The organism is Ruegeria sp. BHSC037, from assembly GCF_059613045.1.
The window spans coordinates 116,345-129,738 of sequence record NZ_JBXWRT010000003.1 but is presented as its reverse complement, the minus strand read 5'-3'; the positions used below and the strand labels follow the sequence as shown (position 1 = coordinate 129,738).

Sequence of the window (13,394 nt, the reverse complement as noted above, 5' to 3'; positions counted from 1 at the left end):
GTCACTGCTGCGGAACCTCGCGCCCCATGTCGATCAGCCGCTGGCGCAGCCAGGCGGCGGCCGGCAGACCGGCCTCGAGCGCATGCACATAGGCGTGGGTCAGGAAGAACGCTGCTGCATCCTCATCGGTCTGCGCGTGTGCGGCCTGTTCATACAGGGCCGCCAAGGCCCGGATGTCGCCGGCCGCATGTGCGTCCAGCAGACGGTCGTCCAGTGCGCTCATTCGGCGGCAGGCCTATCGCGGCGCGCGATCAGCCGCTGTGCGACCCAGTCATGGAACAGATGCGTCGGCCCGTCCATTGCCGGTGAGAAATGTCCTCCGTCGAAACCGGGGGCCGCGCGACCGCGCTGCATGCCTTCGACCACGAACACGTCTTCTTCGAACACCAGTTTCCACTGCTCGGTGTTGCGCGCGCGCAGGTCGGCATCTGTGTCCGGCGACGCATAGAACAGATGGATATGTTCCGATGTACGGTCCTGCGCCTCGGGGCGCAGGATGATGGCAAAGGCGTGGTCGCGATGCACGCCCAGCAAAACGTTGGGGAAGGCGGCGATGTATTCGGCGGCCGTGTCCCACTTGGCGCTCAGCCCCGGAAAATCGGGGAAGGTGCGGCCGTCCTCGCCGGTCAGCTGGCGATAGACAAGGGTACCCTGGCCGGAAAACAGGCCGGGCTCCTCGATGTGATAGTGGTCCTCCAGCCGGGAATAGCTGTTCAGCCCGGGATGCACCCAGGGCAGGTGATAGCTTTCGCAGTAATTCTCGACCGCCAGCTTCCAGTTGCAGTTCACGTCCAGCCGGAAGGCGCTGTCGGGGCCGCCATGGTACAGCGGCTGGTCGAACTCGGCCCATCGTTCGATCAGCTTGGCGTTGGCATCCTCGAAGGCCGGAGCGGTTCCCGAGACGTTGATCCAGACCACCTCGCGCCAGATTTGGCTGCGCACCTCGATCAGGCCCAGTTCGGACCGGTTCACCGCGTCATGCGCGTTCTGGCCCGGCCCGCCCACATGCGGGGTCGCCACCAGGCGACCCTCGGTCGAATAGCACCAGCTGTGATAGGGGCAGCGGATCGCGCCTTCGATCTTGCGCGGTTCGGCCACCAGGATCATGCCACGGTGGCGGCAGATGTTCTGGAACACCCGTACCTGGCCCGACCGGTCGCGCAGCAGCAGCAGGGGGATGCCGAGAAACTCGATCGGGACCGCGTCGCCCGGTTCGGGCACGTCGGCGGTTACGGCCAGTCCGGACCAGCCGTCCAGCAGCAGGGCCTGGCTCTCCTCGGCGTGCAGCCGGGGGTCGGTATAGTGCGCGTTGGGCAGGCCCAGCGCGGTTTCGATGCTTTGGCGAACGGCAGACAGATCGGTCAGTGTGCTGGCCATGTGGTCCTCCTCGGTTGCCACCCAGCCTAAGCAGTCCCACCGCCGGCCCGCTGTCATGTCCGCGACCCGGGTTTTTCTCACAACGACATGTTGGCGGCCTGCCGGGGTGGTCAGGACCGGGCCAGCCGCGCGACCCCGAGGGCCGCCTTCAGATCTTGCCCCAGGAACCGCAGTTCCAACTTTCGGCAGTCGGGGGCGCTTGCGCCTAGCCTGACGCTGTATCCGGTGCGTACCGACGCGGCCGGAGTGGTTGCGTCCGCAAGAACGTAGAAACGGGTGCCGATGGCATCGCGATGCGCCATCATGATTTGTGTCGTCGCGCCCGAGCGGAAGGCCAAGCCGCGCAGTTCGCGCGAAGCCGGTGTCGCACCCGGCGTTACGGGGTCGAAGGCGCGTACGGTCGCGTGGTTGCCCTGGTTCCGGGCAAACAGCAACAGATGGCAGGTGTGCCGCGGCTCTGCGGGATGGGTTTCGATGACATGATGAAACCCGCTGCACAGCAGGGTTTCCTCCCGTTGTATTTGGCCCGTCGCGAAAAACTTCAGCAGGGACGGAGGTAGCGGCGCCGACTCGGTTTTCGGTATTTCGGAAAGGGGGGTCAGAAGGATGCGGGCATCAATCCCGAAAAAGCGGCAGATCCGGTCCAGCACATCAGGCCGTGGAAAGCTTTCGCCAGACAGATATCGATTGAACTGAGTGCGATTGATGCCCAGACGGCGGCAGACCTCGGACACCGAGGGATAGCCGCTGACCAGCTGCCGGAGGTTTGCGCCAAGCATTGTGCGCAATTCTTCTGGTGTGCGTGCTTTATGGCCCATGCCTTGTCCAGCCATGGCCTATGGCAACGCAACACGACTGTGCCGACACAGCGTCCGCCGTCGGCCTGAACCGGAATATCGCATAATTTTCCCCAAGAGCTTTCCTGTCGGAAAGAACCGACGCTAGGCTAATGCCTTATAGGCCAAAGGCAATAGGCATTTGGCGATTTTGCACAAACTATTTGGGAAAACCGGCCAGATGACACTGACCGGCGACAGTCTCGAGTGGATATGGAGGCAAGCGGCCCCCCTTGCGCGGGGGCGACGACCCGTCAGCTGCCGCGCAGCAGGGCGGCCACGCCGGTTCGGGCGATTTCCATCAGTCCAAGCGGGCGCATCAGGTCGGCAAAGGCGTCGATTTTTTCGGGTGTGCCAGTAATCTCGAAGATGAAGGAATTCAAGGTGCTGTCCACCACGTTGGCGCGAAAGATGTCGGCCAGGCGCAGCGCCTCGACGCGCTTTTCGCCTTCGCCCACGACTTTGATGATCGCCAGTTCCCGCTCGACCGAGGGGCCTTCGACGGTCAGGTCATGCACGTCGTGTACAGAAACGATCCGGCCCAGCTGCGCCTTGATCTGCTCGATCACCTGCGGTGTGCCGGTGGTCACGATGGTGATACGGCTGAGGTGGCCGGTGTGGTCGACCTCGGCCACGGTCAGGCTTTCGATGTTGTAGCCACGTCCGGAAAACAGCCCGATCACGCGCGCCAGGACGCCGGGTTCGTTTTCGACCAGAACGGCGATCGTGTGGCGCTCCTGCACGTCCGAAAACGTCGGGCGCAGGTTATAGGCCGAATGGCGGGTAGAGCCTTTTTTAATGTGTAGGGCAGACATTTATGTCCCTTTCTTCAACTTTCGTGCGCCGGAAGGTCCGGCCGGGTGCGATGGGAGCGATCAGACCAGTACCGAGCCCTTGGAGTCGATCACACCCTGTGTTTCGGCCTCACCCAGCAGCATCTCGTTATGCGCCTTGCCCGACGGGATCATGGGGAAGCAGTTCTCGTGCTTTTCGACCAGACAGTCAAAGATCACCGGACCGTCGTAATTGATCATCTCCATGATCGCGTCATCCAGATCGGCCGGGTCCGAGCACATGATTCCCTTGGCCCCGAAGGCTTCGGCCAGCTTGACGAAATCGGGCAGGGCCTCGGACCAGGAATGCGAGTAGCGTTCGCCGTGCAGCAGCTCCTGCCACTGGCGCACCATGCCCAGGCGTTCGTTGTTCAGGATGAACTGTTTCACCGGCAGGCGGTATTGGACGGCGGTGCCCATCTCCTGCATGTTCATCAGCCAGCTGGCCTCGCCCGCGACGTTGATCACCAGCGCGTCGGGATGCGCCATCTGCACCCCGATCGAGGCCGGGAAGCCATAGCCCATGGTGCCCAAACCGCCCGAGGTCATCCAGCGGTTGGGGTCTTCGAACCCAAGGAACTGCGCGGCCCACATCTGGTGCTGGCCCACTTCTGTACAGACGTAGCGGTCACGGTCCTTGGTCAGTGCCTCAAGTCGCTGCAGCGCGTATTGCGGTTTGATCGACTTTTCGCTGTTCGTGTAGGCAAGGCAGTTCACCTTGCGCCAGTCCGAGATCTGGGCCTGCCATTTGGTGACGGCCGCGGCGTTGGTCTTGCGCCCGCGCGCCTTCCACACTTTCAGCACGTCTTCCAGAACATGCGCCACGTCGCCCACGATTGGGATGTCCACTCGGATCACCTTGTTGATCGAGGACGGGTCGATATCGATATGCGCCTTTTTCGACTTGGGCGAGAACGCGTCGATGCGCCCGGTGATCCGGTCGTCGAACCGGGCGCCGACATTGATCATCAGGTCACAGTCATGCATGGCCATGTTCGCCTCGTACAGGCCGTGCATGCCCAGCATTCCGATCCAGTTCTTGCCCGATGCGGGGTAGGCGCCCAGACCCATCAGGGTCGAGGTGATGGGGAAGCCGGTCGCGTCCACCAGCTCGCGCAGCAGTTGGCTGGCGGCAGGGCCCGAATTGATCACGCCGCCGCCGGTATAGAATACGGGACGCTTGGCGGTTTCGATGGCAGCGACCAGTTCGGTGATCGCGTCCAGATCGCCCTTGACCGCCGGCTGATAATGCGAGGTCGAGGGTTTCGGCGCGGTATAGGTGCCGGTCGCGAACTGCACGTCCTTGGGAATGTCGATCAGCACCGGGCCGGGGCGGCCGGCAGTGGCGACGTGAAACGCCTCGTGCAGGGTTGCGGCCAGCGAATTGGTGTCCTTGACCAGCCAGTTGTGCTTGGTGCAGGGGCGGGTGATGCCCACCGTGTCGGCCTCCTGGAACGCGTCCGAGCCGATCATGAAGGTCGGCACCTGGCCGGTCAGAACCACGATCGGGATCGAATCCATCAGCGCATCGGTCAGGCCGGTCACCGCGTTGGTCGCGCCGGGGCCCGAGGTCACCAGCGCGACGCCGGGCTTCCCGGTCGACCGGGCATAGCCTTCGGCGGCATGGACCGCGCCCTGTTCATGCCGCACGAGGATGTGACGGATGTCGTTCTGCAGAAAGATCTCGTCATAGATCGGCAGGACGGCGCCGCCGGGATACCCGAATACCGTGTCCACGCCCTGATCCTTGAGGGCCTGGACCACCATCTTTGCGCCGGTCATCTCACGTGTCATCTGCTTTGCTCCGTTCGCGACATGTGTCTTGCGTTTGACATAAAAAAGCCCCCGAAGTTTCGGAGGCGCATGGGTTCGATTATGGTGTACCGTTACCGGCCCATGCGCGTGGTTCCTACGATTACGACTAGCGTTTTCATCGCCAGAGGCTCCTTTTTGCGTGCAGGGACATTATGGGTGGGGGGACGGGGCGTCAACAGGCAATCTGGCCAATTTCCTGTCTCTGAGGTCGAATTTTGCGACATTTTATTGCGCAGATTGACGCATGGCCGGAATTTCCGCGAATGGTGCCGCGGGCAAGGGTTCCGAAGTCAGAAAGCGGCAGGTCGATGTCTGAAATGGGCATGAGCCGCACGCGCCGCCGGGTCAGGCTGAACCGGAAAGTGCAAGGACGGAGGCGCGCATGCTTGTGGATCTGGTGGATTTGGGCCGCTATCCCATCGACCGGCCGGACTCGGCGGCCTATCAGCGGCTGATCGCGGATATCCGGCGCGAGCTTGATGCGGACGGGTGCGCGGTGCTGCCCGGTTTCGTGCATCAGGATGGCCTGGCGCAGTTGTTGGCCGAGGCCGAATCCGTCGCCCCGCGCGCGCATCGCAGCTTCAACCGTACCAACGCCTATTTCACCCGGGACGACCCTCGGTTCGGCATCGGCCACCCGATCCGACGGTTCTATGACCGGTCGAACGCATTCGTCCCGGCCGACAACTTCCCCCGGACCGGCCCGCTGCGGCGCATCTATGAATATGACGGCTTTCTGCCCTTCATCCGCGCGGCCCTGAACGAAGCCCGGGATCGGTTCTTTCGCTATGATGATCCGTTGGCCGACGTGATCGTCAACGTGGTCGAGGAAGGGCAGGGGTTCCCCTGGCATTTCGACACCAACAACTTCACCGTGACGCTGGCGATCCAGAATGCCGAACAGGGCGGGGCGTTCGAATACGCGCCCAACCTGCGCACGCCTGAACACGAGAATTTCGACAAGGTGGCCGCGATCCTCGACGGTGACATGGGGGCTGTACGGCAACTTGAACTTCAGCCCGGTGACCTGCAGATCTTTCGCGGCCGCTACGCGCTGCATCGGGTCGCGCCGGTCAGCGGCCCGCGGCCGCGCTATGTGGGTATCTTTTCCTTCGTCGAGGCCGAGGGGATGTGTGGCGGCATAGAGCGGACAAAACAGCTGTACGGCCGCGTGCTGCCGCATCACCTTGCGCGTGCCGGGCGGCGGGCTGACCGTCTGTTGGACTGACCCGCGTCAGTACCCGACGCCCGTGCCCTGCAGCACACCATGTTCCAGTGCGTAGCGCGTCAGGCCGGCGGTCGAGGAAATGCCCAGTTTGCGCTTGATGTTCTTGCGGTGGGTCTCGACCGTGCGGACCGAGATGTCCAGCGTCTGGGCCACTTCCTTGTTCGACTTGCCCTGCGCCAGTTCCAGCAGGATCGTCTGCTCGCGCCCGGTCAGCGCTTCGCGGGTGCTGTCGCCCTTAGGCTCCAGAGAGCCGCTGGCCCCGGTGCACAGATAGCGCTCGCCGCGCATCACCGCATCGATGGCCTGCTTGATCTCGTCGGTCGGCACATCCTTGAGGATGTATCCCTTGGCGCCATGGCTCAGCGCAGTCGAGATGTATTCGGGGCTGTCATGCATCGACAGGATCAGGATTCGGGTCTGGGGCAGGCGTTCCAGAATGATCTCGGTGGCACTCAGCCCGCCCGTGCCGGGCATGTTCAGATCCATCAGAATCACGTCGGGCCGCAGATCCGGGGCCAAGTCGATTGCTTCCTGCCCGTTGCCCAGGGTGCCGACCACGTTAATGTCGTCATAGCTTTCAAGGATCGACTGGATGCCCTCGGCAACCATCGGATGATCGTCGACGATCAGGACTCGGGTCGTGTCTGTCATCAGGAACCGGCCTTTCTTTTGGGTGTCGCGTCTTCCTGCGGCGGCAGCAGGTGGCTCAGCGGCAGGCTGACCTCGATCACCGTTCCGCTCTGCGCGCCGCGTGATGACAGAATGCGCAGGGTCCCGTCAAGCTGTTCGATCCGCTCCTGCATGTTGCGCAGGCCGATCCCGGTGCTGATCTGGCCCGGCCGGCTGCGCAACCCGCGCCCGTTGTCGGTGATGCGCATCGTGGCGCCTCGCTTGTGGCCGCGCAGGTCGATCGTCACCCGCGTCGCGCCGGAATGGCGTTCGACATTGGTCAGCGCCTCTTGCGCGATTCGGTAGAGCGCGATCTTGCTGTCATGGTCCAGACGGTTGCGGAACACGACGGTGGAAAACTCGGTCTCGATCCCCGTGCGTTCGCGGAAATCGTCGGTCAGCGCCTTGAGCGCGGGGCCGAGGCCCAGATCGTCCAGAACACCGGGGCGCAGGTCGCGGCTGATGCGTCGCACCTCGGTGATGGCGGTGCCCAGATTGTCGATCCCCTTGTCCAGCGGCACCCGCGCACCGTCATGATCGCCTTTTGCGAGGCGCCGGCGCGCATTGTCCAGCGCATAGCGCACTCCGACCAGAATCTGGCTGATCCCGTCATGCAATTCGCGCGCTACGCGGCCGCGCTCTTCCTCCTGGGCGTCGATGACCCGCTTGGTCAACTCTTTCAGCTTGGCATCCGCGAGGCGACGTTCGCGGATGTTCAGCAGCATCCCCGAGGCAAAGACGATCAGCACCGCCGCCAGAACGATGCCGCCGATATAAAGGAAGGTGCGCTGCACGCGCGCCTCGACCTCGGCGCGGGCATTGGCGACGGTGGCAACGATGTCGTCGATGAACACGCCGGTGCCCACCGCCCAGCGCCAGTCCTGCAGGCCGACCACATAGGCGATCATCATCGCCTCTTCCCCGGTCGAGGGCTTCTGCCACATGAAGCTGTGCCAGCCCGCGCCCTGCCGGGCCAGCCGGATGAACTCGTCCACCACGGGCACGCCGTTGCTGTCGGTCAGGCCTTCCCAGTTGCGGTTGATGAACTCGGTCTGGCGGGGGCTGACCAGGTTGTTGCCGTCATAGTCATAGACGAAAAAGAACCCGTCCTTGCCGTAGATCATCGCCGACAGGATCTGGGCGACGGTCTTCTTGGCCTCTTCGTCATCGGGGGCGGCGCGGCCGTAGATATAGGCAAAGCCGTTGCGCGCCTGGGTGACATAATTGCGCAGTTCCTGCTTCTTGGCCTCGATCAGGCGACGCTCCAGCGCCTGTATCTCACGCTCGGCCGTGGCGCGGGATTCGATGGCCACCATCAGCGCGATTGCCGCCACCGCCAGCACCAGCGGGATGGCCGCGACCAGTGACAGTTTCTGCGCATAAGTCAGCGAAAACAGAGATCGAAGTTTCCCCATGGACGAATCGATACGCAAGCCGCGGCGCAAATGCAAAGAGATTGGGCATCTTTCGCCGTTCCGGGCCCGAAAGTCACGCGGACGATAGCGGTAACAGCCGCTTTTGCCATCATGCCGGACCAAAAAATCGCGCGCTCTACGCAGTAGTAGGTATTCACTTTCAAGCGGCCTTGATTAACGTGTCGACACTCGAAGCGACTGGTCCGGGTGCGCCCGGGCCGTGAATGAATGAAGGGGAGGATCACCTGATATGGATCGTCGCAAGTTTCTGAAGACATCGGCACTGGGCGGCTCGGCCGCGGCGGCAACCGCACTGGCGGCACCGGCCTACGCGCAGGGCAAGCGCACGCTGACCATGGTTACCTCGTGGGGCCGCGGTCTGGCGGGCGTGTTCGACAGCGCCCAGCGCTGCGCCGACAGCATCACCGCAATGTCCGACGGCAACCTGACCGTCGACATCAAGGCCGCGGGAGAACTGGTCGGTGCGTTCGAAGTGTTCGACGCCGTGTCGTCGGGCCAGGCCGACATGTACCACGCCGCCGACTATTACTTCGTCGGTCAGCACCCGGCCTATGCCTTCTTCACCGCGGTTCCGTTCGGCATGACCGCGCAGGAACTGGTGAACTGGTACTACTTCGATGGCGGCATGGAACTGCATGACGAGCTGGGTCAGATCTTCGGCCTGAAGTCGTTCCTGGCCGGCAACACCGGCGCGCAGGCCGGCGGCTGGTTCTCGAAAGAGATCAACAGCCCCGAGGACTTCAACGGTCTGAAGTTCCGTATGCCGGGCCTGGGCGGCAAGGCGCTGGGCAAGCTGGGCGCATCGGTCCAGAACATTCCGGGTTCGGAAGTGTACCAGGCGCTGTCGTCCGGTGCGATCGACGGCACCGAGTGGATCGGTCCCTGGGCCGACGAAAAGGCCGGCTTCCAGGAGATCACCAAGATCTACTACACCGCTGGCTTCCACGAGCCGGGCGCGGGCCTGTCGCTGGCAACCAACCGCGAAGTGTTCGAAAGCCTGTCGCCGGCGCACCAGAAGATCATCGAGATCGCGGCCGCCGAAGCGCACCAGTGGAACCTGGCGCAGTTCCTGGCCAACAACGGTGCGGCGCTGCAGCGTCTGCAGGCCGGTGGCGTGAAGGTCATGGAATTCCCCGACAGCGTCTGGGATGCCTTCGGCAAGGCCAGCCAGGAAGTTCTGGCCGAGAACATGGGCGACGAGCTGTTCAAGAAGGTCCATGACAGCGCAATGGCGTCGATGAAGGCCTCTTCGTCGTGGCTGAACATGTCGTCGGGCGTCTACACCGCGCAGCGCGACCGCGTTCTGGGCTAACTGGCCAACTGGCAATCATTCGGTTTCCCCGCCTCGCGCGGGGAAGCCATTTCTGTTGCAGGTGCGCGGATCGGTCAAATTCCGGTATAATCAGCATCGCAACTGACGGGACCTGGGGACATCATGCAGGACGAAAACGGTATCTCGTTCTTCGGCGCCCTGTGGAACGGACTGCTCTGGTTCGTTCAAAACATCGCCGAAGCCTTCTATAATTTCGGATACGCGATCACGCATCCGCAGCTGTGGCTGGACTGGTCGAACAAAGAAGCGATCATGCGCTTCGTCTATTATGGCGGATCGGTCGAGTTCTTCTTCGTGGTCTTCACAGGCTTTCTGGTGATGACGGCCATCGGCATCTATCACCGGAATTTCATGTGGGGCGTCGTGCGCGTTCTGGAAGGCTTTGCCAACACGACGGGTCGGTTCTTTGCCTGGGCGGGCCTGCTGATGGTGATCCAGCAGATCGTCATCGTGTTCATGCAGCGTGTTTTCGCGCGGCCCGACATGGCGTTCGGCCTGGGTATTCCGTTTCAGATGGATATCAGCTGGTACGCCGAAGAGCTGAAGCTGTACAATGCGCTGGTCGTCTGCCTGTGTTGCACCTACACCTTCGTGCAAGGCGGCCATGTCCGGGTTGACCTGATCTATGCCGGCATCTCGCACCGGGCCAAGCGCGTGGTCGACATGCTGGGCTCGATCCTGTTCATGATGCCCATCGCGGTTGTGGTGTGGCTGTATGGCTGGTTCTTCCTGTGGCGGCACCTGATCGTGCCGAATCCTTCGGCCAGCGACACGCTGGACCGGCTGGTGATGAAATCCCGCGCGCTGCGCTGGAACGTCGAAACCATCGGTTTCAGCCCCAACGGCTTCAATGCCTACTTCCTGTTCAAGATCCTGCTTGTGGCCTTTGCCGCGATGGTGTTCCTGCACGCGATCGCGTTCTTCTACCGGTCCTATCTCGAATTCGTCGAAGGCCCGGAAAGCGCTGGAAAATACCTCGACAAGGACAGCCTTGGCGAAGGCGAAGAAGCCTACGAAGGCACACATTAAGGACGGAGACCCAGACAAATGCTATTCGGACTTGATGGCGTCGAGATAGGCCTCATTATCGTATTCCTCTGCCTGTTTGGCGGGATTCTCAGCGGCTTTCCGGTGGCGTTTGCCATCGGCGGGGCCGGCATCATCTCTTTCGGGATCATCGCCGCGCTGGACAGCGCCGGATTGCTGATCCACCAGGCGATCGACACAAGCTCGCAAGCCTATCGGGACCTCGTGAATTCGGGCGTGAAACCCGATGTGATTTCCGTGTTCCGATATCCGGATCTGCCAAGGATTGCCGAGCCGGTCTTCGCCTCGGGCTGGGAAACCGCGCTGGACCGCAACGTGTCCTTCATCGTGAACCGCATCAACGAACGGGTTCTGGCCGGTCAGTCGATCGAGACTCTGCTGGCGGTGCTGATGTTCGTGCTGATGGGCATCACGCTGGAACGCTCGAAAATCGCCAACGACCTGCTGACCACCATGGCGCGCGTCTTTGGGCCGCTGCCGGGCGGTCTGGCGGTGTCGATCGTGGTCGTGGGTGCGTTCCTTGCGGCGTCGACCGGGATCGTGGGCGCGACCGTGGTGACGATGGGCTTGCTGGCCCTGCCGACCATGCTGCGCAACAACTACTCGCCGGAACTGGCGACTGGCGTGATCGCGGCCTCGGGCACGCTAGGCCAGATCATTCCGCCCTCGATCGTGATCGTTCTGTTGGGCACTCTGGCGGGAGACCTGTATTCGACTGCGCAAGAGACCCGCGCAGTCGAGGCGGGCTGTACCGACGCGCTGACATATCTGGGTGAGCCGGCCGTGGTTTCGGTGGGGACGCTGTTCCAGGCGGCGCTGCTGCCGGGGATCATGCTGGCGCTGCTTTATGCGCTCTACGCATTTGGCTACGCGTTGTTGAACCCGCACAAGGCGCCTGCGGTCGAACTGTCGGGTGGCAGCGGCGAGCCGATCACGCGTTCGGAAGGGCTGACCTGGCTGCTGGGTGCTCCGGTCGCTCTGATCGTGGGCGCGGTGCTGCTCGGCAACCTGGGCGTCATCGGCAGCCAGAATATCACGGTTTCGGGATTCTCGGATATCGGTGAGGCAGCCACGCTGCGTACCAACGTGTCCGAAGAGTGCAAGGCCTCGATGATCGAACTGCACGGTCAGGAAGCCTGGGACAAGGCCGTGGCCGAGCAGGAAGCCATCGACGCTGCCGGCGGCGTGTCCGAGTCGCAGCGGCTGAGTGAGGAAGAGCTGGCTGCCGCGCGTGAAGCCAAGATCGCCGCCGCCGCGCCGATCGGCACCGGTGTTGCCGTGATTGTCGTGCTGCTGGGGCTGACGCTGGTGATGGGCCGGGGCATCGCGCCGTCGCAATCGCCGCAGCCGCTGATCGTGGGGGCAATCGGGCTTGTCCTGATGCTGCTGGTCGATGTGCTGCTGATCGCGCCGACCACCTCGTCGGGGGCCACGTTCCTGCTGTTGGCGCTGCCGTTCGCACTGGCAATGTATGGCTGCAAAGCCGCGGCTGCGCGCTGTGCCACCAATGATCTGATCCGCGTGGTGTTCCCGCCGCTGGTTCTGATCATCGCGGTTCTGGGCTCGATCCTGGGCGGCGTGACCAACCCGACGCCGGCGGCGGCGCTGGGGGCGGGCGGGGCCATCATGCTGGCGGCCTATCGCAAGCTGCAGGACCAGGGGCGGTCGGGCAAGGTGATCATCTGGTCGACCTTCGCAGTCATCATCTGCCTGCTGCTGGGCGTGAACTTTGACCTGCGCATCAATCAGGGTGGCGTCTCGGTCGAGAGCTGGATCGCCTTCATCCTGGCCTATGCTGCCTATCTGTACGCGCTGTTCGGCCTGCTGTTCGCGTGCTGGGTTCTGTTCACAAGCGGCGTGCTCACACCGGTGGTGCGGGAAACCGCCAAGGTGACCTCGATGGTCTTCACCATCCTGATCGGCTCGCAGCTGCTGAACCTCGTGGTGATCTCGTTCGGCGGGGAGCACTATATCCAGCAGTTCCTGAAGAGCTTCGACAACGAATTCACGGTCTTCCTGATCGTGATGTTGGTGCTGTTCATCCTGGGCTTCGTGCTGGACTTCCTCGAGATCATCTACATCGTGATCCCGATCGTGGGGCCGGTGATCTATGGCGGGTCGTTCGATCCGAAATGGGTGACGATCATGGTGGCGGTGAACCTGCAGACCTCGTTCCTGACGCCGCCATTCGGGTTCGCGCTGTTCTATCTGCGCGGCGTGGCGCCGAAAGAGGTGACGACGGGCCATATCTACCGCGGGATCATCCCCTTCGTGCTGATCCAGGTGGTGGGCATCGCGATCCTGTGGTTCTTCCCGTCGATCGTGACCATCGTTCCGGACCTGATCCCGAACTGACAGGTCTTGGCGTTCTCAAATTGAAAAGGGGGCCGCGTGGCCCCCTTTGCTTTGGCACCGGCTGACGCCGGTTGTCAGGTGAACTGGATCAGGTCACAGCGGTTTCCGAACGGGCCCTGCCAAACGGCAACAATGCATAAGGTTCGTGGCGCGACTCCTCCTCGAACAGAACGCCCTTGGCCCGCATGTCCGCGTGATCGCGGGCGAAATCATCGGTGGCTAGGAAGAAGCCCACCCGGTCGCCGGTCTGGTTGCCGATGGCGGCCTGCCGATCGGCCCCATCGGCCTTGGCCAGCACCAGCCCAGCGCCGCCGCCGGGCGGGGTGACGAGAACCCAGCGTTTGCCGTCGCCCAGTTCGACATCCTGGGTCAGTCGAAAGCGCAGCGTCCGGGTGTGGAACGCGATCGCGTCCTCATAGTCCGGCACCACCAGGGTGACGGCTTGCAAGGTTTGCCGCATGGATG

Annotated in this window: 11 protein-coding genes and 1 pseudogene; 4 read left to right on the top strand and 8 right to left on the bottom strand. The window is 62.9% G+C overall.

Annotated elements, in window-relative coordinates; all coding sequences use genetic code 11:
- Position 1: 1 nt before the first annotated feature.
- From AC2FMN_RS03910 to AC2FMN_RS03890, 5 genes are all read right to left on the bottom strand, one after another.
- Positions 2-223 (bottom strand): hypothetical protein, encoded by a 222-nt coding sequence (locus AC2FMN_RS03910; protein WP_496686412.1) that lies wholly within the window; start codon positions 221-223, stop codon positions 2-4.
- Positions 220-1,377, bottom strand: coding sequence for an aromatic ring-hydroxylating oxygenase subunit alpha (locus AC2FMN_RS03905; protein ID WP_496686410.1), 1,158 nt, complete (start codon positions 1,375-1,377; stop codon positions 220-222). Before AC2FMN_RS03905 ends, AC2FMN_RS03910 begins: the two co-directional genes overlap by 4 nt.
- Positions 1,378-1,487: 110 nt before the next feature.
- Complete coding sequence (locus tag AC2FMN_RS03900; RefSeq protein ID WP_496686408.1) at positions 1,488-2,156, bottom strand: helix-turn-helix domain-containing protein; 669 nt, start codon at positions 2,154-2,156, stop codon at positions 1,488-1,490.
- Positions 2,157-2,467: 311 nt separating this feature from the next.
- Positions 2,468-3,028, bottom strand: a complete 561-nt coding sequence (gene ilvN / locus AC2FMN_RS03895) for an acetolactate synthase small subunit (RefSeq protein ID WP_496684483.1) — start codon at positions 3,026-3,028, stop codon at positions 2,468-2,470.
- Between the two features lie 60 nt (positions 3,029-3,088).
- Positions 3,089-4,840 carry an acetolactate synthase 3 large subunit gene (locus AC2FMN_RS03890; protein WP_496686405.1) on the bottom strand — a complete coding sequence of 584 codons (1,752 nt, stop codon included), beginning with the start codon at positions 4,838-4,840 and terminating at the stop codon, positions 3,089-3,091.
- A 403-nt stretch (positions 4,841-5,243) separates the two neighbouring features.
- Between AC2FMN_RS03890 and AC2FMN_RS03885 the strand changes: the two genes are divergently transcribed.
- Positions 5,244-6,089, top strand: coding sequence for a HalD/BesD family halogenase (locus AC2FMN_RS03885; protein ID WP_496686404.1), 846 nt, complete (start codon positions 5,244-5,246; stop codon positions 6,087-6,089).
- A gap of 6 nt (positions 6,090-6,095) precedes the next feature.
- On the opposite strand, the gene AC2FMN_RS03880 is transcribed toward AC2FMN_RS03885, so the two are convergent.
- Complete coding sequence (locus AC2FMN_RS03880) at positions 6,096-6,740, bottom strand: response regulator transcription factor (RefSeq protein ID WP_496684491.1); 645 nt, start codon at positions 6,738-6,740, stop codon at positions 6,096-6,098.
- Entirely contained in the window at positions 6,740-8,173 is a 1,434-nt protein-coding gene (locus AC2FMN_RS03875; RefSeq protein ID WP_496686402.1) for a cache domain-containing protein, read from the bottom strand. Before AC2FMN_RS03875 ends, AC2FMN_RS03880 begins: the two co-directional genes overlap by 1 nt.
- A 250-nt stretch (positions 8,174-8,423) precedes the next feature.
- Here AC2FMN_RS03875 and AC2FMN_RS03870 point away from each other — a divergent pair, with 250 nt between their 5' ends.
- The 3 genes from AC2FMN_RS03870 (at position 8,424) to AC2FMN_RS03860 (ending at position 12,929) form a co-directional block, all read left to right on the top strand.
- The gene (locus tag AC2FMN_RS03870) at positions 8,424-9,506 is read left to right on the top strand and encodes a TRAP transporter substrate-binding protein (protein ID WP_496686401.1); all 1,083 of its coding nucleotides are present in this window, start codon (positions 8,424-8,426) and stop codon (positions 9,504-9,506) included.
- A 123-nt stretch (positions 9,507-9,629) separates the two neighbouring features.
- Positions 9,630-10,556, top strand: coding sequence for a TRAP transporter small permease subunit (locus AC2FMN_RS03865; protein ID WP_496684504.1), 927 nt, complete (start codon positions 9,630-9,632; stop codon positions 10,554-10,556).
- A gap of 18 nt (positions 10,557-10,574) precedes the next feature.
- The gene (locus tag AC2FMN_RS03860; protein WP_496684507.1) at positions 10,575-12,929 is read left to right on the top strand and encodes a TRAP transporter large permease subunit; all 2,355 of its coding nucleotides are present in this window, start codon (positions 10,575-10,577) and stop codon (positions 12,927-12,929) included.
- 74 nt (positions 12,930-13,003) lie between these two features.
- Here the strand turns inward: AC2FMN_RS03860 and AC2FMN_RS03855 are convergent.
- Positions 13,004-13,389: pseudogene (locus AC2FMN_RS03855) on the bottom strand (VOC family protein).
- Positions 13,390-13,394: the final 5 nt, after the last annotated feature.

Excerpts from the sequence above, each read along its gene's own strand:
- AC2FMN_RS03910 (WP_496686412.1), bottom strand. The coding sequence starts at position 223 with ATGAGCGCACTGGACGACCGTCTGCTGGACGCACATGCGGCCGGCGAC.
- AC2FMN_RS03905 (WP_496686410.1), bottom strand. The coding sequence starts at position 1,377 with ATGGCCAGCACACTGACCGATCTGTCTGCCGTTCGCCAAAGCATCGAA.
- AC2FMN_RS03900 (WP_496686408.1), bottom strand. The coding sequence starts at position 2,156 with ATGCTTGGCGCAAACCTCCGGCAGCTGGTCAGCGGCTATCCCTCGGTG.
- ilvN (WP_496684483.1), bottom strand. The coding sequence starts at position 3,028 with ATGTCTGCCCTACACATTAAAAAAGGCTCTACCCGCCATTCGGCCTAT.
- AC2FMN_RS03890 (WP_496686405.1), bottom strand. The coding sequence starts at position 4,840 with ATGACACGTGAGATGACCGGCGCAAAGATGGTGGTCCAGGCCCTCAAG.
- AC2FMN_RS03885 (WP_496686404.1), top strand. The coding sequence starts at position 5,244 with ATGCTTGTGGATCTGGTGGATTTGGGCCGCTATCCCATCGACCGGCCG.
- AC2FMN_RS03880 (WP_496684491.1), bottom strand. The coding sequence starts at position 6,740 with ATGACAGACACGACCCGAGTCCTGATCGTCGACGATCATCCGATGGTT.
- AC2FMN_RS03875 (WP_496686402.1), bottom strand. The coding sequence starts at position 8,173 with ATGGGGAAACTTCGATCTCTGTTTTCGCTGACTTATGCGCAGAAACTG.
- AC2FMN_RS03870 (WP_496686401.1), top strand. The coding sequence starts at position 8,424 with ATGGATCGTCGCAAGTTTCTGAAGACATCGGCACTGGGCGGCTCGGCC.
- AC2FMN_RS03865 (WP_496684504.1), top strand. The coding sequence starts at position 9,630 with ATGCAGGACGAAAACGGTATCTCGTTCTTCGGCGCCCTGTGGAACGGA.
- AC2FMN_RS03860 (WP_496684507.1), top strand. The coding sequence starts at position 10,575 with ATGCTATTCGGACTTGATGGCGTCGAGATAGGCCTCATTATCGTATTC.